Here is a 24,187-nt window from a genome sequence, read left to right as displayed (position 1 = left end):
AACCTATTGTCTAGATGCCGCTTGTACAGCGCGAAAAATCGGCCCCGAATCGCGCGTCTGATATAGCGTAGATATAGGCGCTAAAGGCGGTTTTTCCAAGGTTTGCGGGCATTTCCGGGCCGAATCCCGGGCTGGCAGCCGGCTATTTTTTCCGGGCGTTCAATTTGGCGAGAACGCCGCGCAAATATTTGATCGTGGGTTTGTCTCTTGGAGCCAGCCGGCCTGTGCGGTCGAGCTCCAGCGTCAGGTTCAGCGCCTTGGTCAGCACGGCCTTCGGATCCTTCGCCACATACGCGTAGTTGATGTAGGCCTGTACCAGATCAAATTGCCAGATCGCATTGTTCGGATCGGACTGAGCCAGTTTCTGGCGGATGCCGAGGCTGGCCTCGAAGGCCTTCTTGGAGCCCTCGAAGTGGCGCTGCTTGGTCTCCAGCATGCCGATTTCCGACAAAGTGATCGACAGGTCGCGTTGCCAGTCGGAATTGCCTGGATCGAGCTTGGCCAGCCGGTCGACAATGGCAAGACTATCCTGGTAGTTTTGCAATGCGCCGCCGACATTGCCCTGGGCATCAAGCACACCGGCAACTTTTTCCAGGCAGACCGACAGGTCGCGCTGCCAGTCGGTGTTGCCGGGGTCATCAGCGGCAAGTTCGCGCGCTACGGCCAGCGCTTGCTGATAGGAAGCCAGTGCCGCTGGCCAGTTCTCCTGGTCGTTGAGCGCGTTGCCGATCTTGGCGTAACTGATCGACAGATCGCGCTTCAAGTCGGTGTCGTTAGGGTCACGGCGTACCAGTTCCTCGGCGATCGCCTGGCTCTTGCTGTAGGCCGCGAGCGCACCGGCGGCGTCGCCGCGCTCGCGCAGTACATCCCCAATCCTCTCGTGGCTGACAGAAACCGCGCGCTGGCGCTCAGGGTCATCGGGTTTGTTCTTGGCCAGCACAAGCCGAATTCTCAGGCTCTCTTCAAAGTCCGTTTGGGCGTCGTCCAACTGTCCCGCGGTCCGGGCAAGGTCGCCGATTTCATCATAGGTTATGGTCAGGTCGCGCTGCAGGTAGGCGCTGTTCGGCTCGGCATCGGCCAATTTCTGCTTGATCGACAGGCTTTGCTGGTAGGCCTTGGCCGCCGCACCCACATCGCCCTGCGTTGCCAGCACGTTGCCGATCTTGTCATTGGCCATGGCAAGATCCCCGAGCCAGCCTTTCTCGTCCGGCACGCTTGCGGTCAGGTCCCGCAGCATGTCCCGGGCCGCCTCATAGTGCTCCAGGGAGGTTGGCAGGTCGCCTTGCACCATCTTTATGTTGGCGAGCTTGATGTGGCTGATGGCGAGATCGCGCTTGACGCTGGGGTCGGTTTCCTGACGTGACCGCTGCTCGAGATTGGTCAACAGCGCGGTAAAGGCGCGGCCGGCCGCCTCGACATTGCCCACCGTCGTATAGAGAATACCGAGTTCCTCCAGCGTGCGGCTCTGGCGATCGGCCTGTTCCAGGTTGAGCGAGGTCTGCCCGGCCTCGCCATAGAGCGCCAGCACCGATTCATAGTCACTAATGGCCGTGGCGTAGTCGAGGTCGGCGCGCGCCGCACCACCGGATAGGAAGCGCGTAGCGGCCTCGGACAGGGTGCGGCTGACGAAATTGCCCTTCAGCGCCTGGCGCGAAACATTGTCGATGGCGGCGGCCTTGGCGAGAAGAGCGCGGGCACCATCGAAGGCGCCGAGCGAAAGCTGTTCCTCGGCCTGCCGGCGCAATTCCGCCACCTGCGGATCGTCGGAGGCGAGCGTCTTCATTTCGCCGCGCACCTTGACGAAGGCGTCGGCGGCCTCGCGCAGCCGGGCATTCAGGCTGTCGGCGGAGAGATGGTTGGCGTCGGAACTGATCAGCGCGCCATAAAGCGGCGCCAGCGGCATATCGGCGTCGCTGGCGATCTGTTCGACCTCGCCGCGCATTTCCGGGGTCACGTCGGCCATGGCGAGCAGCAGCCGTTCGCGTTCCGGCAGCTGTTCCTTGGCGGCAGCGGCAAAGAACAGTTTCGGCAGGCCGCTTTCGACATAAGGCAGTTGCTTGCCGCGCGAGAGGTCATAGACCTCCTGCTGCACCAAGGTCAGCACCGAGCGGATCTCCAATCCATCCGTGCCGAGATATTTGGTCAGCGCGGTCGTGAAGGGCGAGTTCTGGCCGGTGCCGTCGGCGGCGGTCTCGCCCGGGGCGGCCGAGAAGGCGAACAGGATGTTTTCCGCACGCCCGACGCGGCCGAGGCCCGGCTTGACCTTGTCGGCGACATCCTTCGCCAGCGAAGTCGCGCCACGCCCTTCGCCGCTGCTTGCCGAGAACGGATCGCTGCGGCACGCATCGAGCACGATCAGCCCGACCTTGGCGGTCGCGGCGACGGCATCGCGCACCTCCTCCAGCGGCAGACTGGTCTTGTCCAGTTGATCGAGCGAAGACGCGTCGGCATCGACCGGCAGCAGCCGGTTGTCGCCTGAGATTTCGACGCCATGGCCGGAGAAATAGACCAGCGCGACATCGGCGCCCTTGGCATCCTCGCGAAAGTCGTCGAGCGCGCGCCGCATGCGCCGAAGGTCCCGGTTGGTTTCTAGGGTGACCTCGAAGCCGAGCTTCTTAAGCGCGGCTTCCATCGCCTCGCCGTCATGGATGGGATTGGCGAGCGGCCGCACCAGCCGGTAGTCGTCCTCTGCCATGACCAGCGCCACGCGCCGTTCCGCCACCGCGGTGGCGGTGGTCGCAATCGTCAGCAGCAAGGCAAACAGCAAGCGCAAGTCGAACCGCCCCCGGGCTCCGTCACCTGCCGACCATTCCACCTCTTTCCGGCGCGGGCAAGCCGGCGCGTTTGGCCAACACCGGCCCGTTCAGGCAGCGCGCAGCGGCTTCAGCGCTTCGCTCCAGCGCAACAGCTCGTCCAGCATGGTCCTGGCCCCGCCGGTCACCTGTTCGCTGGCGCTGAAGGCGCCGTTCTCGTCGAGCAGCTTCTGATACATCGGCAGCGCGACGCCTTCCGGGATCGGCATGATCCCCACCGACGTCAAAAGCGGCTTCAGCGCCTGCGCCGCGCGCAGGCCGCCGGATACGCCGCCATAGCTGAAAATGGCGGCCGGCTTGTACTTCCATTCGCGCAGCAGGTAGTCGATCGCGTTGACGATCGCTGGCGCTGCGAAATAATTATACTCCGGCGCCACGAACACGAAGGCGTCCGCGGCGTCGATCGCCTTCGACCAGGCCTTGGTGTGGTCGTTCTGATAATTGCCAAGCCTTGGATGGTGCGGCTCGTCCAGCACCGGCAGGTGGAACGCGGCGATGTCGGTTAGCACCGGCTCGAATTTCCCGTGCTGGCGCGCGAATGTGTCCAGCCATTCGGCAAAAACCGGGCCGGCGCGGCCGGGCCGCGTGCTGCCGATGATAATGCTCAACTGGTGCTTCAAGGCGGGGCTCCTTTCTCAAGCGGTATCTGTTGGTGACTGTCAGTACGGCAGAGCGTCCCGGCGGACAAGGCGAGATGCCGGAGCAGGCGGTCACGATCGGATGAATGGAGCGTCTGCTTCGCGTGGCGAATTGCCTGCCGTCCGGTCACATGGACGCGGGGATCGCCAGCCACTACATTGATGCGAGCAGCGGAGCACTTCATGGACATTCAGCCCGCCCCCTTTGTTCCCCCCGCGCCGAAGCCGCGCACAACGCCGCCTTCGACGCTGGAGATGATCCGCATTGTCTATCGCAATCCGCTCGAATTGTGGGGAGAGCATACCTATAACGAGCCGTGGATTTCCGCGAATGGCGTTGGTGGCCATCTGATCGTCGCCAACGATCCCGGCCTCATCCGACATGTGCTGGTCGACAACGCCAAGAACTACAAGATGGCGACGGTGCGCCAGAAGATCCTGCGGCCTATCCTGCGCGATGGCCTGCTGACCGCCGAGGGCGAGGTGTGGAAGCGCTCGCGAAAGGCGATGGCGCCGGTGTTCACGCCGCGCCATATCTTCGGCTTTGCCCAGCCGATGCTGAAACGCACCAAGGAGTTCGTCACCCGGTACGAAGCGGGCGGCACATCCGACATCGCCCACGACATGACATTGCTCACCTATGATATCCTCGCCGAGACGCTGTTTTCCGGCCAGATCGCGGGCGAGCCGGGCAGTTTCGCCAACGAGATCGACCGCCTGTTCGAGACCATGGGCCGCGTCGATCCGCTCGATCTGTTGCGCGCGCCCGACTGGCTGCCGCGGCTGACCCGCATCCGCGGCCGCAAGACCATGGCCTATTTCCGCAAGATCGTGACCGATACGGTCAAGATGCGCGAAGAGAAATTCAGGCGCGATCCCGATGCGGTGCCGCAGGATTTCCTGACGCTGCTGCTGAAGGCCGAAGGTCCCGACGGGCTGACGCGCTCGGAAGTCGAGGACAACATCATCACCTTCATCGGCGCCGGCCATGAGACCACCGCGCGGGCGCTGGGCTGGACGCTTTACTGCCTCGCCGAATCGCCATGGGAGCGCAATCGGGTCGAGCAGGAGATCGATGAGGTGCTGGCGCGCGAACCCGATCCGACGAAGTGGCTCGACGCCATGCCGTTGACCCGCGCCGCCTTCGACGAGGCGCTCCGGCTCTATCCGCCGGCGCCCTCGATCAACCGCGAGCCGATCGAGCCGGAGATGTGGAAGGACCTTTATATCCCCAAGCACGCGGCCGTGCTGGTCATGCCCTGGGTCGTCCACCGCCACAGGAAGCTGTGGGACAGACCCGACGCCTTCCTGCCCGAGCGCTTCCACCCAGGCAACCGTGAGAAGATCGATCGCTTCCAGTATCTGCCGTTCGGTGCGGGGCCGCGCGTCTGCATCGGCGCCAGTTTCGCCATGCAGGAAGCGATTATCGCCCTCGCCATCCTTTTGTCGCGCTTCCGCTTCGACACGACGGCCGAGACCAAGCCTTGGCCGGTGCAGAAGCTAACGACCCAACCGCAAGGCGGGCTGCCCATGCAGGTCACGCCGCGCTAGGCGTGGCTTTCAGGCGGTTGCGGTGAATCAAGCCGCGGGCTTGCGCTGCTGGAACTGGCCTGCGGCGCGGAAGCGCCAGAGGTAGCTCGGCAGGATCGTCGCGATCGATTGCGGCTGGATGCCGAGCCCGGCGAGCGTCCGGTTGGCCTTGACGGCGGCTTCCGAGACGATGTTGTGCTCGCGCAACTGCATCACCTGGTCCTTGGTTAGCAGCGGATTGGGCAACAGGCCGAGGATCGAGGCCTGGATGTTGGCCACCCACCACGGCACGGGAACCAGCAAGCGCTTGCGCTCGATCACGGCGAGCAGCTCTTCCATGCACTCCTTGAAGGTGAGCACATTGGGGCCGCCAAGCTCGTAGATCTGGCCGCGATTGATCTTGCCGTCGACCGAGCGCGCCACCGCTTCGGCGACGTCGCCGACATAGACCGGCTGGAACTTGGTCCTGCCGCCGCCGATCAGCGGCAGCACCGGCGAATAGCGCGCCATGTTGGCGAAGCGGTTGAAGAAGCTGTCTTCCGGTCCGAAATTGATCGACGGCCGGAAGATCACGGCGTCGTTGATCGTCTCGAGCACGGCCTTCTCGCCAAGCGCTTTGGTGCGCGCGTAATCCGATTCGGAGTCCGCGTCTGCGCCAAGCGCTGAAATATGGGTCAGCCCGGCACCGACCGAGCGCGCCGCCTCGGCGACGGCGCGGGAGCCGAATTCGTGCACGGCGGAGAATTTCTGCCGGCCGGTCTCATGCAGGATGGCGACGAGGTTGACGACATGGTCGGCGCCCTGCACGGCGCGGTCGACCGACCAGCGCACGCGCACATTGGCCTGCACCGGCTGGATCTGGCCGACATTGCCGAGCGGCTGCAGATGGCCGGCAAGGTCGGGCCGCCGGCAAGCAACCCGGATGCGGTAGCCGCGCTTGGCCAGCGCGCGCACCACATGGCGGCCGACAAAGCCAGACCCGCCAAAGACGACGACGAGCTTTGGGGTCTGCAGGATTTCGGTCATGGCTGGCTCCGGCGCACTTTCCAGATGGCTTGGCTGAAGCCGTTTCATAGTCGGTTTTGCGCCAAAGGCAAAGGGTGACGCGTCGTCGCGTCACCCCTCTTGAAAGCTGGTTAGAACACCTTGCCGATGCGGGCGTCGACCGAGTGACGGTTGCCGCCGCGAATGACGAAGAAGAGCAGGATCGCGGCCCACAAAAGCGACTTTTCAGCACCCGGAAAACCCTGGCCCATGGTCACCCAGTGGAACCAGACTGTGACCAGCAGTACGAACAGGCCGGCAAAAGCGGCAGGACGCGTCAAGAACCCGATGGCGATGAAAATGCCGCCGAAGAATTCGGTGCAGGCCAGAAGCAGCGACCAGAAGGCGCCGGGATAGAAGCCGAGGCCTTCGACCATCTCGGCGGCGCCGAAAGGATTGGTGATCTTTTGCGAGCCGTGGATGGCGAGGAACGCACCGGCGACGGCGCGCAGCACGGTTTCGCCAGCGTCATGCAGCGACGAATACAGGCGGCCGAGCGCCGGAATGATCAGTCTGCCGCGGGAAGCGTCGGTGGTTGCGGACATCGTAGCTCCTGTCTGTGTGAACACCTCTGCAGACGCCCGATGGATCCCATCAAGTCAAGTTAACTAAAGTTAACTTTTACGATCATGTTTATCGGACGCGTGGGACGAAACGCAGAAAACCCCGACGAGGCGGGGTTTTCCGGGTGAACTCGCGTCGAAACCAGGGTCCAACGAGGCGGCCTGACCTGAGACGGTATCAGCATGGCGTAAGACGCCCGCCCCAGCCCTGGACGCATTCGACAAAAGACACCGACCGGGCAAACCCAACCCGGACAGTCATTGGTCGCCGCGACACGCAGGAAGGTTCATAAGGCGGATAAAAATCGTACCGCCGGGGCGACATGAATGCGTCGAAGGACGTCACCGGCCGCCATTGCGGGAAACCGCCGCTGCCCGCCTGAGCGCTTGCGGTGGCTGGCCAAAGCTTCTGAGGAAAGCGCGGCGCATTCGCCCGGCATCGCCGAAGCCGCTCTCTTCTGCGATGCGATCGAGCGACATGGGGCCTGTTTCAACAGCGATCCGCGCGCTCTCCAGGCGAATTCGTTCCACGGCCTTGGCCGGAGTGGTGCCGGTTTCCGCCTTGAAGGCGCGCGCAAAATGCCGCGGGCTCATGGCGGCACGATCGGCAAGGCACTCCACGGTCAGCGGTTGGGCGAGCGCGGTGCGCATCCACCCGATCAGCTCGATAAAGCGGCCCGTTCGTCCGCCGAGTTCGACAAGGGCGGAGAATTGCGACTGGCCGCCGGGGCGGCGTTGATGCACGACAAGCTGCTGCGCAACGCGTCGCGCCATGGCCGGGCCAAGATCATCCTCGATGAGCGCCAAGGACAGGTCGATGCCGGCCGAAATGCCGGCTGAGGTCCACACGCTGCCATCCCTGACGAAGATCCGCTCCGCATCGAGTTTCACCGCGGGATAGCGGCGTGCGAAGTCGTGCGTGCTCCACCAGTGGGTGGTGGCGCGCCTGCCGTCGAGAAGTCCAGCTTCGGCCAGCAGATAGGCGCCTGTGCACACGCTCGCCGTTCGCCTCACACCCGTGCCCCGGAGCCAGGTGACGATCTCCTGTGCGGCAGCCATGGAGCGAATGATTTCGCCACCGGAGATGATGGCGGTGTCGAGCGGCTCTTCCATCGACAAAGGTCGGGCCGTGAGCCGCATGCCGGATGAGCTCTCGATCTCCCCGCCGCCCGGCGCCAGTATATCGAGCGTGTAGCTGCCGACACAAAAGCCTTCCGCCAGCTCAAAGGCCGCCGCCGGGCCCGCCGCATCCAGCAGTTGGAAGCCGGGGTGAATGATGATGCCCACCTTCCGGATCATGGCAGTTTTTGCGCGATATACGTCATTTCGGACAAAACCTACCGCAGCTAGGTTGATGGTCAAGCGTTTCGATTGAAAGGACTGGGTCATGAATTTGCGTATCATGCTGTGGAGTGGTCTCGGCGTCGTGGCGGCTGTCCTCGCATTGGGTGCCGCATGGCTGCTGTCGCTGCCGGCGGCGTCCCAGGCTGCCGTTCAGCCGGCAATCGATGCCAAGGAGGCCGCCGCGACGCTTGCGGCATTGAAGCCGCCGAAGCGCCAGCGTCCCCTGATCGCCATCGTAGGCATCAACGACGGCACCGAAACCACCGACTATCTCATGCCCTACGGCATCCTGCGGCGCGCCGATGTCGCCGATGTCGTGGCGCTGGCGACGCAGCCCGGACCGATGAGATTGCACCCGGCCTTGCAGATCGAGCCCGATGCGACGACAGCGGCATTCGACGCCGAGCATCCGGACGGCGCCGACTACGTCATCGTCCCGGCCATGATGCGCGACGACGACGCCGAGGTGCTGAAATGGATCAAGAGCCAGGCAGCCAAGGGCGCCATGGTGATCGGCATCTGCGCCGGCGCCAAGGTGGTCGGTGCCAGCGGGTTGCTCGACGGTAAGCGGGCGACGACCCATTGGTATTCCGTCGGCGAGCTCCGCGAGAAACATCCTGCGATTCACTATGTCGCCGACCGGCGCTTCGTCGTCGATCAGGGTGTCGCGACGACAACGGGGATCACCGCATCGATGCCGATGATGCTGACCCTGATCGAGGCCATCGCCGGCCGGGACAAGGCCGAAGCCGTCGGCCGTGATCTGGGCCTGGCGCACTGGGATGCGCGGCACGACAGCGGCGTCTTCAAGTTCACCCGCCCGTTCGCGCTGACGGCGATCGGCAACGCGCTTGCCGTGCTGGATCATGAGCAGCTCGGCATCCCGCTGACATCAGGCGTGGATGAGGTGTCGCTGGCGCTGGTCGCCGATGCCTGGTCGCGAACCTTTCGCTCCGGCGCGGTCACATTCGCCGGCAAGGACGGCGCGATCGTCAGCCGCGACGGCTTGCGTATCTTGCCTGACCAGATCGCCACCGGCTGGCCGGTCGACCGGTTGGTTCCGGCAATGGCCGATCCGCGGCCGGCGAGGGCGCTTGACCAGGCGCTGCAAGACATCTCGGCGCGCCACGGTGCACGCACGGCCGACTTCGTCGCCATGCAGCTCGAATATCCCCGGTGAAAGGCACTGTCTAAGGCCCGGCACCGGCCGGCGTTCGTCCGCCGCAATTCAGGCCGAATAGCGCTCGGCGAATTCGGAAATGCGCTGCACCACCGCCTTGGGCGCGGTGATGCCGCGCGCCTGCGCCTTCTCGGCGGCTTCCGCCCGGGCGCGGCCCGGCACATGCACGCCGAAGCGGCGGCGCAGGCGGTCGAGCTGGTCCTTCATGCGCTGTTCGAAATCCGGATCGAGCAGCTTGGGCTCGATAGCCAGCACGAACAGGCCGGTGCCGGGGCTGTCGGGCCCGCCGGTGAACCAGGGCGCATCGAGCGACCAGTTGGCCCCGGAAATGCCCGCAGCCAACACTTCGACCATCAGCGCGATGTTGGCGCCGCGCTGGCCGCCAAAGGCAAGCATGGCGCCCTTCATTGCGGCGGCCGGGTCGGTGGTCGGATTGCCGCTGGCGTCCAGCGCCCAGCCTTCGGGGATTTTCTTGCCGTCTTCGGCCGCCTTGCGGATGTTGACGAAGGCAGTGGCGCTCGATGACTGGTCGATGACCAGAGGCGCGCCGTCGGCGGCGGGCGCGGCAAACGACATCGGATTGGTGCAATAGACCGGCTTGACCGAGCCCGACCCGGCAAGCACCGCCGGGCCGTTGGTCGCGGCGAAGGACACTAGCCCCTGTGCCGCCAGCCTGCCGGTGAAATAGCCGAGCGCGCCGCACGTATAGGCGTTCTTCTGCGAGAAGATGGCGACGCCGAACAATTTTGCCGCCTTGGCAAGATCGTCGATCGTCCGGTCGAAGCCGGTATGCGCCAGCCCGCCCCGTGCATCGCAGAGATAGACGGCCAGCGCCGGCCTTGTGATCACCGGATCGGCATTGCCGTCGATGCGCCCGGCTTCCAGCGCTTCGAGATAGTCGATGAAATGCGACAGGCCGACGGTCGAAAGCCCTTCCGCCTCGGCGGCGATGATCGAGGCGGTGAGCGACTGCGCCGCTTCCTCATTGGCGCCGGCGCCGAGTGCCGCCATCCGGCACAGTCCTCTTGCCTGGTCGAGACTGAGTTGCATTATGGCTGTCCTGGGGTTGCGGGAATCTGGTTGCGTTGTCTGGTCTGTGCCTAGCAGCAGATGAGCCGGCGTTTGTGTTGAAAATCGTCCGCACCTGCAAGAAAAGCGGCGGATATCTCCATCGTTGCCGTCTGCGCGATCGGTGCGCCTCTAGCCGACCTTGACCGGAATCCGCGCCTCGATCCGGCTGAGAGCCAGGACCAGAATGCCGGTGATCGCCATATAGATCAACGCCAGCAGCAGCAAGGGCTCGTAGGTGAGGTAGGTGTCCTGCCGCACCTTACCTGCGACGGCGAAGATATCGATCACGCTGATCGTCGCCACCAGCGGCGTCGACTTCAACTGCAGCACGGTCTCGCCGGTCAACGTCGGCAGCGCCCGGTAGAAGGCCTGCGGCAGCCAGATGCGCCGGAGGATCTTCCAGCGGCTCATGCCGAAGGCGCGGGCGGCTTCCAACTGTCCCTTGGGCACGCCGGCAAAGGCGCCGCGCATCACTTCGCCCTCGTAACCGGCGAAGGACAGGGTGAGAGCCAGAACGCCGTACGGCCATGCCTGCCTCAGATAGGGCCACATCCAGGAGTCGCGGATCCATGGATATTGCGGGAACAGCGAGCCCAGCCCGTAATAGAGCAGCCACAGTTGCAGAAGCAGCGGCGTGCCGCGGATGATGGTGCAGAAGATTTTCGCCGGCGCCGCGACCCAGATTGAACCGGCGGCCTGCGCCAGCCCGACCGGCACGGCGATCAGGAAGCCGAGCGCGCAGGTGACGGCCAGGATCCACAGGGCCCGCCAGATGCCCATCAGGCCCATTTCCCAATATTGCGGCAGCCAGTCCCAGCGCATGAAAAAGGCGGCCGACAGCACCAGCCCCAGCGCGATCAGGATGAGGACGATGCGGTGCGGCTGCAGCCAGAGCGAGGCGCGCGCCGCCGTGTTGATGGCCGCTTCGCCCGCCATCAGCGTGCCTCCTTGACCGAAGGCATGCCCCGCCGCGCCCATTTCTCGGCGCGGCCAAGCAGGAAGTTCGAAAACAGCGTCACCGCCAGATAGAGAACGCCGGCGGCGAGATAGAATATCAGATAGGCCTTGGTGACGCCTGCTGCCTGCCGAGTCGCCAGCGTCAGCTCGAAGAAGCCGACGACGGCCAGCAGCGCGGTGTCCTTCGTCGCGATCAGCCACAGATTGGCGAGACCCGGAATGGCAAAGGGCAGCATCGCCGGCAACGTGATGCGCCGCAAGAGAAGGCCGGGAGACATGCCGAAGGCGCGGGCGGCTTCGATCTGGCCCTGCGGGATGGCCAGGATCGCGCCGCGCATGACCTCCGTCGAATAGGCGCCCTGGCAGAAGCCGAGCACGGCTATGCCGGCCACCAACCCGCTAATATCGACACGCTGGTAACCGATCGCGGTCAGCACCTGGTTGATCAGGTCGGTGCCGGCATAGTAGAGCAGCAGGATCAGCACCAGTTCCGGCACGGCGCGCACCACGGTGGTGTAGACCGCGAGCAGGTCGCGCACCACAGGCCCGCCATAGAGCTTGCCATAGGCGCCGCAGATCCCGATGAGCAGGCCGACGATCGTGGCGCCGACGGCAATCTCGAGCGAATGCAACAGCCCGAGCATGAGTGTGCCGCCCCAGCCGACGGGCGCGGGCGAGAGGAGTTCGATGATACCGGCCGCCGAGGCCGGAAGAAGCGCGTCGATCAGCTTTGCCCCCGGATTGCTGGCTCTCTCTGCCGACGCCAGCGGCCGGCGGCAGGCATGCGTGGGAAGGATAGGGCGGAGGGCACGACGTTGGCGTCATGCCCTCCGGCTCATGCGGAGGGGCGTCAGTTCGACTGCGTCGAGCCGCCGTAAATGTCGAAATCGAAGTACTTCTTCGAGATCTCGTCGTACTTGCCGTTGGAGCGGATCGCCTTGATGCCGGCGTTGATCTTTCCCTTCAGGTCGGTGTCTTCCTTGCGCACGCCGGCGCCGACGCCCGGTCCAAGCACCTCGTCGTCCGGAGCCACCATGCCCTTCAGGTCGCAGCAGGCCTTGCCCTGGTCGGACTTGAGGAATTCGCCAAGCGCGATGGAATCGGCCTGCACCGCATCGAGGCGGCCGGCGGCGAGATCCTGGTTGGCTTCGTCCTGGGTCTGGTATTCCTTGATTTCGGAAGCCGTGGAGCCGAAGTGCTTCTTGGCGTAGACGGCGTGCACGGTCGACACCTGGACGCCGACCACCTTGCCCTTCAGGTCGTCAGGCGTGGCGCCGAACTTCTGGTCCTTCGGTCCGATAATCGCCGTCGGCGTGTTGTAGTACTTGTCCGAGAAGTCGATCGTCTTCTTGCGCTCGTCGGTGATCGACATCGACGAGACGATGAGGTCGATCTTCTTGGTGGTCAGCGCCGGGATGATACCGTCCCAGGCAACAGGCGTGATGACGCAGTCGAGTTTCTCCTCGGCGCACACGGCGTCGATGAAGTCGATTTCCCAGCCGACCCATTTTCCCGAGGCATCCGGCGAGGTGAAGGGCGGATAGGGCTCGGCGGCGACGCCGATCTTGACCGGATCGGCCTTGGCCACGCCCATGGCGGCGACGCCGAGCAGCAGTGCCGCGGCGAATGTCTTCAGAACAGTCTTCATTTCAAACTCCCAGTTTGTTGTTGGTTCCCGGTTTTCTTCCGTCTCGGCCTGTCCCTAGCCGATGTTGCGGATGAACTGCTTGAGCCTTTCGGATTTCGGCGCGCCGAAGATCTGCTCCGGCGGGCCTTCTTCCTCGACGAGCCCGTTGTAGAGATAGACGACATGGGTCGCGACCTCGCGGGCGAACTTCATCTCATGGGTGACCAGCACCATGGTGCGGCCTTCGCGCGCCAGATCGCCGATAACCTTCAGCACCTCGCCGACCAGTTCGGGGTCGAGCGCCGAGGTCGGCTCGTCGAACAGCATGACGCGCGGATTGATGGCGAGCGCGCGGGCAATTGCGGCGCGCTGCTGCTGGCCGCCTGAAAGATAGGCCGGATAGACGTCGCGCTTTTCGGCAAGCCCGACGCGCGCCAGCAGTTTTTCGGCCTGGGCGATCGCCTCGTCGCGCTTGACGCCGAGCACATGCACGGGAACCTCGATGACGTTTTCGATCAGCGTCATGTGGCTCCACAGGTTGAAGTTCTGGAACACCATGCCGAGCTTGGAGCGGATGCGCTCGATCTGCCTGCGGTCGGCCGGAACGGTGTGGCCATGGCTGTCCGCCTTGAGCTTGATCTCCTCGCCATTGACACGGATGATGCCGCTGGTCGGATTTTCCAGGCAGTTGATGCAGCGCAGCAGCGTCGATTTGCCCGAGCCCGAGCCGCCGATGATGGCGATCACCTCGCCATCGCGCGCCGACAGCGACACGCCCTTCAGCACATGCAGCTGGCCGAATTTCTTGTGCAGGTTTTCGACATGGATTGCTTCGGCAGCGCCACTCTGCGCCTTGCCGGATGAGACTGCGGCAGCTTCCACCGCGCTCACCGGCTGGCCTCTGCATCGTCGGCGGCAGTTCGTCGAACGTCTATCCGGCCAATCAACATATACGCTGTACTGCCCCGCTCCAGATTTCAGCATGGACCCAACGGCGCGAGCCCGTCAATCCCGCCCATTACGGCACTTGCGAGCTTGTTGCGCAAGTGTATAAATAGCCCTCCATGAAATTTTCTCGGTTTTTTTCAGCAAAAAAAGGGCTTCGATGAGCGCTTTCGGATCACAATCCATGGCAGCGCCGCTGCGACGCGTGCTGATGCGGTCGGCGGCCAACGCGATGCGCGACGCCGACAGAGCCGCCTGGCACTATGGCCCGGGATTCAATCCAGCGAAAGCGGCATCGCAACACGCGGCCCTTGCTGAACTGGTGGCGGCCTCCGGCGCCGAAATCGAATGGATCGAGGACAAGGCCGACGGACTTTCGGACTCGGTGTTCACGCACGACCCATCGCTGATGACCAACCGCGGCGCACTGATTCTGTCCATGGGCAAGCCGTTGCGCGCCCGGGAGCCTTCGCTGCATGAGGAGACCTACAGGAGACTGGGCATTCCGATCCTCGGCCGCGTCGAGGCCCCAGGCCAGGTCGAAGGCGGTGACTGTGTCTGGCTGGATGCGCGCACGCTAGTGATCGGGCGCGGTGTCCGTTCCAACCAGGAAGGCATCCAGCAGATCTCCAACCTGCTGACGCCGCTGGGCGTATCGGTCTACGGCTTTGACCTTCCGTTGTGGCAGGGCGAAGAGGCCTGCCTGCATCTGATGTCGGTGATCAGCCCGCTGGCCGATGACCTTGCTTTGGTCTATTCACCGCTTTTGCCGGCCCCGTTCTATCAGATGCTGAAGGCGCGCGGCATCCGTCTGGTCGAAGGCGATGCCGAAGAGTTCGCGGCTTCCAACGGCCTCAGCCTGAACGTGCTGCCGACCAATCCGCTCCAGCTCATTGCCGTCGCAGGCTTTCCAAAGACCAAGGCCGCGATGGAAGCCGCCGGCTGCACGGTCGAAATCTTCGAGGCCGATGCGCTCTGCATCGCCTGTGAAGGCGGGCCGACATGCCTGACGCGGCCGATTCTGCGCCAATGAATACGCCATCCCGCCGCAGGTTCCGTCGCGAGGGCGAGGAGCGGCGGCGGCAGGATTTGATCGAGGCAACTCTGGACAGCGTGGCGGAACGTGGTCTGCAGGGCGCCACCTTGCGCACCATCGCATTGCGCGCCGGCGTCACCGCCGGGCTGATCCGGCACTATTTTCCCGGCAAGGAAGAATTGCTGCAGGAAGCCTATGCTGCCCTCATGGGCCGCATGACCGAGCAGGCGAAAGCGGCGTTGGCCATGCAAGATGCCTCGCCGCGCCAGCGCCTTGCGGCTTTCGTTACCGCCAACCTCAACGTGCCGATCATCGACGCGCGAGTGTTTTCGCTCTGGGCAACCTTCATCGGCCGCGCCGGTGCGGATCCAAGCCTGGCTCGCGCCCACCGCGAAGGCTACCTTGGCTTTCGCAACGAGGTGGAAGCCGTTGTGGCCGAGGTGCTCGCCGCCGAACGGCGCGAGCCGGACGCAAGCCAGTTGCGCCACCATGCCATCGCGATCAATGCAATCATCGACGGGCTCTGGATAGAAGGCTGCCTGGCCGGCGAGATGTTCTCGCCCGGCGAATTGGCGGCGATCGGCATCAAGACTGTCGAGGCCGAACTGGGCCTCGCGCCGCTAAAGCAATTCCAGGAAAAGTGAGATGCGGTTTTCCGTCCGGAATTGCGTTGAAAACAAAGGACCGAGCCGATCACTGTTTCCGAACAGTGATCGGCTCTAAGGGAAGACAATCAATGACAACACTAGGCGAAGCCCTGATCATGCTGCTCGAAGCGCACGGCGTCGATACCGTCTTCGGCATTCCCGGCGTCCACACGGTCGAGCTCTACCGTGGCCTGGCGCGCTCGAAGATCCGCCATGTCACGCCGCGCCATGAACAGGGCGCCGGCTTCATGGCCGACGGCTATGCCCGAGCCAGCGGCAGACCAGGGGTCGCCTTCGTCATCACCGGACCGGGGCTGACCAACACCATCACCGCCATGGGCCAGGCGCGCGCCGATTCGGTGCCGATGCTGGTCATATCAGGCGTCAACGCAATGCCGACGCTGGGCAAGGGGCTGGGCTTCCTGCATGAGCTCCCGGACCAGCGCGGCATGATGGAAAAGGTGGCGCTGTTGTCGCGGCGCGTCACCGAGGCAAGCGAATTGCCTGACGCGCTGGCGCAGGCCTTCGCGCTGTTTTCATCGTCGCGGCCGGGTCCGGTGCACATCGAGATCCCGACCGATGTCATGGTCGAGCCGGGCGACGACATTTCGGCGTTGTTGAGCAATGCGGCACCGCCGGCACCGGATGGCGCGGCCATTGCCAGTGCTGCCAAACTCATCGCCGCCGCGCGCCGCCCGCTGATCCTGGCCGGAGGCGGCGCCAAGCGGGCCGAGATGGCGCTGCGGCGCCTGGCCGAGACACTGGGCGCGCCGGTCGTCGAGACCACCAATGCGCGCGGCCTGCTGCACCGCCACCCGCTCTGCGTGCCGGCAAGCCCAAGCCTGAGGGCGGTTCGGGCGCTGATGGCCGAGGCCGATCTGGTGATTGCCGCCGGCACCGAATTCGGCCCGACCGACTATGACGGCTATGGCGACGGCGGCTTTGTGCTGCCTTCCAACCTGATTCGCATCGACATCGGCGCCGACCAGCTCGCACGCCGCCCGGTGACGGTCGGCATCCAGGCCGACTGCGCCGAGGCGATTGAAGCCTTGCTCGCCGCGATCGGCCCCGCTCATCCTGCCGCGCCGGACGGCGAGGTGCGCGCCGCCGCCGCACGCAAGGCGGCATCCGCCGAGCTGAGCCCGGCCTATATGGCGCAGGTGCATGCCGTGGAAATGATCCGCGATGCCTTGCCGGGGGCCATCGTCGTCGGCGATTCGACGCAGCCGGTCTACGCCGCCAACCTCTACTATGATCACGACCGGCCGGGCGGCTGGTTCAACGCCGCCACCGGCTTCGGCGCGCTTGGCTACGGTCCGCCGGCGGCAATCGGCGCCGCACTTGCCGTGCCCGATGCGCCGGTTGTCTGCCTGACCGGCGATGGCGGCTTCCAGTTCACCTTACCCGAACTTGGCGCGGCGCTCGATGCAAAGGCGCCGGTCATCTTCGTGGTCTGGAACAACAGGGGCTATCGCGAGATCGAGACCTCGATGCTCGATGTCGGCGTCGAGCCCGTCGGGGTCTCGCCGGCGCCGCCGGATTTCTGCAAGCTGGCCGAAGCCTATGGCATATCAGCAGAACGGCTCGCCGATATCGGCGCCTTGCCGCAGGCCCTGAAGCGCGCCCGGGCAACCGGATTGCCTTGCGTCATCGAAATCACCGTCGATTGAAGGCTTCAGCCCAGCGTTGATCTCTCGTCTGCATCGGACCATTCGTCGGCTCGCCTGTTGTACCGCAACGGCCGCATGGCTGACGCTATTGCCATAATATGCGTTGTGACGCATGCAAAGACGCGACGGCTGCCATGTCGAGATATCAATTGAGTGATCGCCCGAAAGGCGCGACGCTTCGCGTCGGGGCGGCACAACAAGCGACACAATCATAAAAACACGACAGGAGCGGTCCAGGATGACGGAAACACTTCAAGGCAGGCATATCGTTGTGACCGGTGGGACCGGCGCTCTCGGCGGTGCGGTGGTTGGCCGGCTGCTGGAACAGGGCGCCATCTGCCACGTGCCGAACGCACACGCCGCGGCACCCCAGCAATTTCCTTTCACCGCCCACGACAACGTCAAGCTGGCGCACAATGTCGACCTGTCGGACTCCGCCAAGGTCGAAGCCTTCTATGCCCAGGTTCCTGCCTTGTGGGGATCGATCCATCTCGCCGGCGGCTTCACCATGGCGCCGGTGGAAAAGATCGAATCGGCATCCTTTGCCGAGATGATGGACACCAACGCCCGCACTACCTTCCTGTGCAGCCGCGCGGCGATCCGATCGATGCTGGCGTCGGGCACATCAGGCCGCATCGTCAACGTCACCGCGCGCGCCGGGCTCGACCCCAGGCGCGGCGCCGGCATGGTCGCCTACACCGCCAGCAAGGCGGCGGTCGCGGCCATGACGGTGGCGATGGCCGAAGAACTCAAGGCCAAGGGCATCCTGGTCAATGCCGTGGCCCCGTCGACGCTCGACACGCCGGCAAACCGCGCCGACATGCCGGACGCCGATTTCAGCAAATGGGTCAGCCTGGAAGCAGCGGCCGAAGCCATCGCCTATCTCGCCTCGCCGGCCAACCAGGCGATGAGCGGAACGCTGGTGCCGCTCTACGGCCGGGCCTGAGCGGCGAGCGTCGAAGTCGGGCACGCGGCATCCGATCCATCGGCATTGCGATAGCTGTAGATGCGCAGCGGCGATGAAGCTTTCGTCGGGCACTCCCGCAACCATGCCGGCGGCCGGCCTTCAATCAGGCCCGCCGCGAATGGATAGGCGGCTTCCAGTCCCGGCAATGGCGGGCCTCGCCAGGCGCAAATCGCGACATGCGTTGCCTTGGACGCATCGAGTATCGCGCGGGGGTCGGCGGTCGCCGGATCGAGGAAACGATAGCTGCGCTCGATGCCCTTGGCCGATGGATGGTTGGGGATCGTCACCACCTTCGGACCTTCGGCGAGGGCGACGAAACGTGAGCCGATCAGCGGGGGAGAAAGAACGACGGCGCCAGAGGGCCAACCCTGTTCCGGTTCAAAAGGGCTGTAATAGCAGCCGTCGGCGAGTTCGGCGGCGGGAACCGCCGCTTGCGCCGGTTTTACCGACAGGTGGTACAGCGCCATTGCTCCGGACAAAACCAGACCGGGCAGGATCAATGCGTATCTGTGCGATGCCGCCGGCGCCGGAGATTTCAAATAGCGACCCAGCCCCGCACTCGGCAGGAGGCTCGCCAGGGCGAAGATGAGGCCGATGCCGGAGAAGATCGGCAGGTAGCGGTAGTAGCGGACATAACCGATCGCAAGCGCCAGCGAGAGCAGCGAGAACAGCGCCAATATGACGACAGGCCGGCTTCGACCTTCCGGCCTGGCGCAGATCACGGCTGGCGCGAGCGCGCCGATAAACAGCAGCGCCATGCTGAGAAAACCCGTCGACAGGACGACATCAGGTCGCCGAAACAGGCTCAATTCCTGGAGAATTCTGTTGATCATGTTGTCGCGGACATAGGCGTCGATCGAGGCATAGGGGCTGGCCAGGCATTGCGGGAACAACCCCGCCAGCACCGCCGCGCTGGCCGCCGCGAACACCAGTAGGATTGCTGTTCGCATCGGCCACCCTACACGCCGGCCGGCAAGCAAGGGCCCGAAGGCGAACGAGAGCCCGGCCGCGACCAATGCCGTGACATGCGGCGTCGAATAGGTGTCGCATCTGACCGCGGCATAGGCAGAAGGCGGCACGATCGCCGCGAACAGGCCGATTGCACCGGCGGTCAAGGCCAGCCCGAAACCGATGATCCTGTTTTGGCCGCCCTCGCGGTCGAAGATCCAGTCGAAGGCATAGACCGCCATCACCAGGGCGTAGAACGGCGCGAATTCGGCGCTGACGGCGATTGCCAGGGCCGTCAGCAGCCCGTTGACGAAGGCCGAAAGGCGGTTCTGCGACATCATCAAAACCAGCGCCGCCAGCAGAAGCAGGATTTGCAGATTGTGATAGTCGATCCGTCCCGGGGCGAATTCGAAAAAGCTGCGCGCGGCAAAGATCAAAGCCAACGGCAATGCAACGGCCGGGTAGGCAAAGCCGATGGCTGTCACCAGCCGATTGTAGAAATAGAGCGCGGGCGCCAACAGCAGCAGCGGGACGGCAAAGCTTGCCAGCGTCAGAGCCGGCTCGAAGCCGGCAAACGGCGCCAACAGGCGCGCGAAGGCGGCGTAGGGCAAGTCCACGATCCACGGCCAGTGTGAGACATAGGGCTCTGGCTGGACGATGCCGGGCAGCGTGCGGTCGAAGATATTGCCCGTTTCAAGCAAAGTACGGATTTCGTGCAGCTTGAGGAGATCGTCCGCGTCATTGTTGAGCTGGAAGCCCAGAGACCACAGAGCGGTCGTCAGGATCGCCATCGCGCAAAAGCAGAACAGGACAGGCGAGCTGGTGTAAAGGCGCAGCAACCCCGAAGGCTGCGCAGCGGCACGATTGGCGCCAGTGCTCATGGAAGTATTCCGTTGGACCACCGGCAAATACGCGATGAAGTTTATGTTCTCGTAAAGAAAAAGACCCGCCGGATCGCTCCGGCGGGTCTTTTTTGTAAGGCCGCACGCGAGGCGTGCTGTCGATGGCTGACGCCTTAGTTGCCCTGCTTCTTCAGCGCGGCACCCAGGATATCGCCCAGCGAAGCGCCGGAGTCGGTCGAGCCGTACTGGGCGACCGCCTCCTTCTCTTCGGCGATTTCCAGCGCCTTGATCGAGACCTGCAGCTTGCGGGTCTTCTTGTCGAAGGCGATGACGCGGGCATCGACCTTCTGGCCGACGGTGAAGCGCTCTGGGCGCTGCTCGTCGCGGTCACGGCTCAGATCGGAGCGCTTGATGAAGGTCTCGATGCCGCTGTCGACCAGCCGCACTTCCAGACCGCCATCCTTGACGCCGATGACTTCACAGGTGACCACGGCGTTCTTGCGCAGTTCGCCCGAGGTCGCCGCTTCGCCGACCGTGTCGCGGGCCAGCTGCTTGATGCCGAGCGAGATGCGCTCCTTCTCGATGTCGACGTCGAGCACCTGCGCCTTGACCATGTCGCCGCGATTGTACTCTTCGATGACCTGCTCGCCCGGACGGGTCCAGTCGAGGTCGGAGAGGTGCACCATGCCGTCCACGTCGCCTTCCAGGCCGATGAACAGGCCGAACTCGGTCTTGTTCTTGACCTCGCCCTCGACCTGGCTGCCGACCGGATGGTTGCGCGCGAAGGCTTCCCACGGGTTCTCGAGCGTCTGCTTGAGGCCGAGCGAGATGCGGCGCTTGGCCGGATCGACCTCGAGCACCACCACGTCGACTTCCTGGGTCGTCGACAGGATCTTGCCGGGATGCACGTTCTTCTTGGTCCACGACATTTCCGAAACGTGGATGAGACCTTCGATGCCCGGCTCCAGCTCGACGAACGCGCCGTAGTCGGTGATGTTGGTGACGGTGCCCTTGATCTTCTTGCCGATCGGGAACTTGGTGCCGATCTCGGACCACGGATCGCTCTCGAGCTGCTTCATGCCGAGCGAGATACGGTGGGTTTCCTGGTTGATGCGGATGATCTGCACCTTGACCGTCTGACCGATGTTGAGGATTTCGGTCGGATGATTGACGCGGCGCCAGGCCATGTCGGTGACATGCAGCAGGCCGTCGATGCCGCCGAGGTCGACGAACGCACCGTAGTCGGTGATGTTCTTGACGACGCCTTCGACAACCTGGCCTTCTTCGAGGTTCTGCACGATTTCCGAACGCTGTTCGGCGCGGCTCTCCTCGAGCACGGTGCGGCGCGACACCACGATGTTGCCGCGGCGGCGATCCATCTTGAGGATCTCGAAGGGCTGCGGGTTGTGCATCAGCGGGGAGACGTCGCGGATCGGGCGGATATCGACCTGGCTGCGCGGCAGGAAGGCCACGGCGCCGTCGAGGTCGACGGTGAAGCCGCCCTTGACCTGGTTGAAGATGACGCCTTCGACGCGCTCACCCTTGGTGAACTTCTCTTCGAGACGGACCCAGCTCTCTTCGCGGCGGGCCTTCTCGCGGGAAAGCATCGCTTCGCCAAGCGCGTTCTCGATGCGCTCGACATAGACTTCGACGGTGTCACCGACCTTGAGGGTGGTGTCCTTGCCCTTGACGCCGAATTCCTTCAGCGGCACGCGGCCTTCGACCTTGAGGCCGACGTCGATGATGGCCATGTCCTTTTCGATCGCGGTGATCGTGCCCTTGACGACCTGACCTTCGCCGGAATGGCCGGTAGTGAATGATTCTTCGAGCAGGCTCGCGAAATCGTCGCGAGTGGGATTTGCAGCTGACATTGTTTCTCCTGGAGTGCCCCGCATCTCTGAGCGGGACGGGCGCCGTGGGTTAGCGTTGCGTTGGCCTGCCGGCGTTCCGGACTTAAAAAAGCCCTGGGCCGCATTTTAAGCGGCAATTCCGGCGCATGAAGAATGCTGGCAGGCTGGTTCGTGCCCGATATGGGTATTTTCTGCGCTTCCGGCAACGGAAACGCGGGAGAAAACCCGGATCAGGCGTTGTTTCTCCTGGCCAGCACGTCGTCAACGATCGCCATGGCCGCGAGAAACGCGGCTTCTATAGCCATTTCGCTGGTATCTAGCAAGTGCGCGTCGGCGGCCGGCTTCAAGGGCGAGTCGGCACGGCCCATGTCGCGCTCGTCGCGGCGCATGATATCGGCGAGGATTTCGGCGAAATTGGCGGTGCCGCCGATGCTTTCGATCTCTGCCAGCCGGCGCTTGGCGCGTACCTCCGCGCTCGCCGTCACATAGAGTTTGATGTCGGCATCAGGGCACACGACCGTGCCGATGTCGCGCCCGTCCAGCACCGCGCCCGGCGGCGTCCTGGCGAAGGCGCGCTGCTTTTCCACGAGAATGCGCCGCACCGTCGGATACACCGCAACTTTCGAGGCGGCCTCGCCGATGGCATGCGCCGACAGCACCGCCCGGTCGAGCTTTGCCATATCGACCTGGCGCGCCGCGGTCTCGGCCGCCGAGACATTGTCGAGCGGCAGCGCATGCTGAAGCAATGCATAGGCGACCGCCCGATAGGTGAGGCCGGTGTCGAGCAGGTTCAGCCGGTAGTGGTCGGCGAGACGCCGGGCGAGTGTGCCTTTGCCTGCACCGGCAGGGCCGTCTATGGCAATGGTGAAGACGTGAGTCATTGGCTGGCCAACGAAAGGGTTGGGCGCCGAGATCCTTCGCCGCCTGCCAAAGTGCCGCGGCTGTTGGTTGCCATGACCGTCACCCGATCTCCGCCCCGAGCCCCGTCATCAGTCCCATGAACTCCGGAAAGCTCGTCGCGATCATCGCCTGGTCGTCGATGGTGACAGGCTTTTCCGTCGCCAGCCCCATGACCAGAAAGCTCATGGCGATGCGGTGGTCGAGATGTGTCTGCACCGTCGTATCCAGGCCGTTGGGATGGCCGCCGAGGCCCTTGCCGCCCGGCCTGCCGCGCACGGCAAGCGACGCCTCGCCCTCGTTGCAGTCGACGCCGTTGAGCTTCAGCCCGTTGGCGACGGCCGACAGCCGGTCGGATTCCTTCACGCGCAATTCTTCCAGCCCCTGCATCAGCGTCTCGCCCTCGGCGAAGCTGGCGGCGACAGCCAGCACCGGGTACTCGTCGATCATCGACGGTGCCCGCTCCGGCGGCACGGTGACGCCCTTGAGTTCGGAATAACGCACGCGCAGATCGGCGACGTCCTCGCCGCCGGCATTGCGTGGGTTCAAGATGTCGATCTGGCCGCCCATTTCCTGCAGCGTCAGCAGCAGACCGGTGCGGGTCGGGTTCATCAGCACGTTTTCGATCACGATGTCCGAGCCCGGCACGATCAGCGCGGCGACCAGCGGGAAGCCGGCAGAGGACGGGTCGCCGGGCACGGCGATCGTCTGGCCGGTCAGCTTGCCCTGGCCCTCGATGAAGATATGGCGCACGCCGCGCTCGTCGGTCTCGACCGACAGATTGGCGCCGAAGCCTTTGAGCATCTTTTCGGTGTGGTCACGCGTCATCACCGGTTCGATGACGGTGGTGATGCCAGGCGTGTTGAGGCCGGCGAGCAATACCGCCGACTTCACCTGCGCAGAGGCCATCGGCACCCGGTAGGTGATCGGGGCGGCGTGCTTGGGGCCATGCAGCGTGATCGGCATGCGGTCGCCGGGCGTCGCCTTCAGCACCTGCACGCCCATCTGGCGCAGCGGTTCCAGCACGCGGCCCATCGGCCGGCCCGACAGCGAGGCGTCGCCGATGAAGGTGGTTTCCATGTCATAGGTGCCGACGAGACCCATGGTGAGCCGCGAGCCGGTGCCGGCATTGCCGAAGTCGAGCGGACCTTCCGGCTGCAGCAGCGCGCCGTTGCCGGTGCCGCGGATCACCCATTCGGCGCCGCGCTTTTCGATATGCGCGCCCATCGCCTTCATGGCCGCGCCTGTGCGCATCACGTCCTCGCCCTCGAGCAGGCCGGTGATGCGGGTTTCGCCGGAGGCGAGGCCGCCGAACATGAAGGAGCGGTGCGAGATCGACTTGTCGCCCGGCACGCGCGCGGTGCCGGAAAGGGCTTGAGATTTGCGGGCGGTGGCCGGCTTGGCAGCGGCGGCGTGAGACATGGAATTTCCCTGGACGGAATGCCGGCGGGCCGGCGCTTTTCATTTGTTGCGGCGGTCTCGTATCACGGCGAGGCGAAATGGTCATCCCCATGGTCGTCACTTGCCGCGAGGCCTTTCAGGACTTGGTTTTGTGACGCCGGCTTTTGGCTTTGACAGCGCCGCAAACAGTGGTTAAGGGGACCACTCTTTTATTGAC

20 protein-coding genes are annotated in these 24,187 nt (G+C 64.4%); 6 read left to right on the top strand and 14 right to left on the bottom strand.

The window, feature by feature from the left end; genetic code table 11:
* Positions 1-142: 142 nt before the first annotated feature.
* The gene (locus JG747_RS01565) at positions 143-2,773 is read right to left on the bottom strand and encodes a caspase family protein (protein WP_069090815.1); all 2,631 of its coding nucleotides are present in this window, start codon (positions 2,771-2,773) and stop codon (positions 143-145) included.
* A gap of 90 nt (positions 2,774-2,863) precedes the next feature.
* Complete coding sequence (locus JG747_RS01560; protein WP_038651623.1) at positions 2,864-3,433, bottom strand: NADPH-dependent FMN reductase; 570 nt, start codon at positions 3,431-3,433, stop codon at positions 2,864-2,866.
* A 201-nt stretch (positions 3,434-3,634) separates the two neighbouring features.
* On the opposite strand from JG747_RS01560, the gene JG747_RS01555 reads away from it, so the two are divergent.
* Positions 3,635-5,002: a cytochrome P450 gene (locus tag JG747_RS01555; protein ID WP_202361027.1), complete on the top strand. Its 1,368-nt coding sequence runs from the start codon at positions 3,635-3,637 to the stop codon at positions 5,000-5,002.
* Positions 5,003-5,029: 27 nt separating this feature from the next.
* Here JG747_RS01555 and JG747_RS01550 read toward each other — a convergent pair whose 3' ends face one another.
* The 3 genes from JG747_RS01550 to JG747_RS01540 all read right to left on the bottom strand — a co-directional run bounded on the left by JG747_RS01550 (position 5,030) and on the right by JG747_RS01540 (position 7,887).
* Complete coding sequence (locus JG747_RS01550; protein WP_027047668.1) at positions 5,030-6,007, bottom strand: complex I NDUFA9 subunit family protein; 978 nt, start codon at positions 6,005-6,007, stop codon at positions 5,030-5,032.
* Between the two features lie 110 nt (positions 6,008-6,117).
* Entirely contained in the window at positions 6,118-6,570 is a 453-nt protein-coding gene (locus JG747_RS01545) for a DoxX family protein (protein ID WP_202361026.1), read from the bottom strand.
* 360 nt (positions 6,571-6,930) lie between these two features.
* Positions 6,931-7,887, bottom strand: a complete 957-nt coding sequence (locus tag JG747_RS01540) for a GlxA family transcriptional regulator (RefSeq protein ID WP_202362214.1) — start codon at positions 7,885-7,887, stop codon at positions 6,931-6,933.
* Between the two features lie 88 nt (positions 7,888-7,975).
* Between JG747_RS01540 and JG747_RS01535 the strand changes: the two genes are divergently transcribed.
* On the top strand, positions 7,976-9,112 hold the full coding sequence (locus tag JG747_RS01535) for a DJ-1/PfpI family protein (RefSeq protein WP_202361025.1): 1,137 nt from the start codon (positions 7,976-7,978) through the stop codon (positions 9,110-9,112).
* Positions 9,113-9,160: 48 nt separating this feature from the next.
* Here JG747_RS01535 and JG747_RS01530 read toward each other — a convergent pair whose 3' ends face one another.
* The 5 genes from JG747_RS01530 to JG747_RS01510 form a co-directional block, all read right to left on the bottom strand.
* Positions 9,161-10,162 (bottom strand): Ldh family oxidoreductase, encoded by a 1,002-nt coding sequence (locus tag JG747_RS01530; protein ID WP_019862779.1) that lies wholly within the window; start codon positions 10,160-10,162, stop codon positions 9,161-9,163.
* A gap of 150 nt (positions 10,163-10,312) precedes the next feature.
* The gene (locus JG747_RS01525) at positions 10,313-11,119 is read right to left on the bottom strand and encodes an ABC transporter permease (RefSeq protein ID WP_202361024.1); all 807 of its coding nucleotides are present in this window, start codon (positions 11,117-11,119) and stop codon (positions 10,313-10,315) included.
* On the bottom strand, positions 11,119-11,784 hold the full coding sequence (locus JG747_RS01520) for an ABC transporter permease (protein ID WP_019862781.1): 666 nt from the start codon (positions 11,782-11,784) through the stop codon (positions 11,119-11,121). The genes JG747_RS01525 and JG747_RS01520 overlap by 1 nt, the downstream gene beginning before the upstream one ends.
* Positions 11,785-11,990: 206 nt before the next feature.
* Positions 11,991-12,788 carry a transporter substrate-binding domain-containing protein gene (locus tag JG747_RS01515; protein WP_038651633.1) on the bottom strand — a complete coding sequence of 266 codons (798 nt, stop codon included), beginning with the start codon at positions 12,786-12,788 and terminating at the stop codon, positions 11,991-11,993.
* 54 nt (positions 12,789-12,842) lie between these two features.
* Positions 12,843-13,658 (bottom strand): ABC transporter ATP-binding protein, encoded by an 816-nt coding sequence (locus JG747_RS01510; RefSeq protein WP_019862784.1) that lies wholly within the window; start codon positions 13,656-13,658, stop codon positions 12,843-12,845.
* 214 nt (positions 13,659-13,872) lie between these two features.
* On the opposite strand from JG747_RS01510, the gene JG747_RS01505 reads away from it, so the two are divergent.
* The 4 genes from JG747_RS01505 to JG747_RS01490 all read left to right on the top strand — a co-directional run bounded on the left by JG747_RS01505 (position 13,873) and on the right by JG747_RS01490 (position 18,011).
* The gene (locus tag JG747_RS01505; RefSeq protein WP_202361023.1) at positions 13,873-14,745 is read left to right on the top strand and encodes a dimethylarginine dimethylaminohydrolase family protein; all 873 of its coding nucleotides are present in this window, start codon (positions 13,873-13,875) and stop codon (positions 14,743-14,745) included.
* A complete protein-coding gene (locus JG747_RS01500) occupies positions 14,742-15,392 on the top strand; it encodes a TetR family transcriptional regulator C-terminal domain-containing protein (RefSeq protein WP_202361022.1) in 651 nt (216 codons plus the stop codon). Before JG747_RS01505 ends, JG747_RS01500 begins: the two co-directional genes overlap by 4 nt.
* Before the next feature lie 92 nt (positions 15,393-15,484).
* Entirely contained in the window at positions 15,485-17,065 is a 1,581-nt protein-coding gene (locus JG747_RS01495) for a 5-guanidino-2-oxopentanoate decarboxylase (RefSeq protein WP_202361021.1), read from the top strand.
* Between the two features lie 238 nt (positions 17,066-17,303).
* Positions 17,304-18,011, top strand: a complete 708-nt coding sequence (locus tag JG747_RS01490; protein WP_019862788.1) for an SDR family NAD(P)-dependent oxidoreductase — start codon at positions 17,304-17,306, stop codon at positions 18,009-18,011.
* Here JG747_RS01490 and JG747_RS01485 read toward each other — a convergent pair.
* The 4 genes from JG747_RS01485 to aroA all read right to left on the bottom strand — a co-directional run bounded on the left by JG747_RS01485 (position 17,996) and on the right by aroA (position 23,991).
* Positions 17,996-19,861, bottom strand: a complete 1,866-nt coding sequence (locus tag JG747_RS01485) for a hypothetical protein (RefSeq protein WP_202361020.1) — start codon at positions 19,859-19,861, stop codon at positions 17,996-17,998. The genes JG747_RS01490 and JG747_RS01485 overlap by 16 nt on opposite strands.
* A 134-nt stretch (positions 19,862-19,995) precedes the next feature.
* The gene (gene rpsA / locus JG747_RS01480) at positions 19,996-21,693 is read right to left on the bottom strand and encodes a 30S ribosomal protein S1 (protein WP_010913037.1); all 1,698 of its coding nucleotides are present in this window, start codon (positions 21,691-21,693) and stop codon (positions 19,996-19,998) included.
* Positions 21,694-21,902: 209 nt separating this feature from the next.
* Complete coding sequence (gene cmk / locus JG747_RS01475; protein ID WP_019862791.1) at positions 21,903-22,553, bottom strand: (d)CMP kinase; 651 nt, start codon at positions 22,551-22,553, stop codon at positions 21,903-21,905.
* 79 nt (positions 22,554-22,632) lie between these two features.
* Positions 22,633-23,991 (bottom strand): 3-phosphoshikimate 1-carboxyvinyltransferase, encoded by a 1,359-nt coding sequence (aroA, locus tag JG747_RS01470; RefSeq protein WP_069090822.1) that lies wholly within the window; start codon positions 23,989-23,991, stop codon positions 22,633-22,635.
* Between the last annotated feature and the right edge of the window lie 196 nt (positions 23,992-24,187).

The organism is Mesorhizobium sp. 131-3-5 (assembly GCF_016756575.1).
Classification (GTDB): domain Bacteria; phylum Pseudomonadota; class Alphaproteobacteria; order Rhizobiales; family Rhizobiaceae; genus Mesorhizobium; species Mesorhizobium jarvisii.
This window is presented reverse-complemented; position numbering and strand designations above follow the sequence as displayed.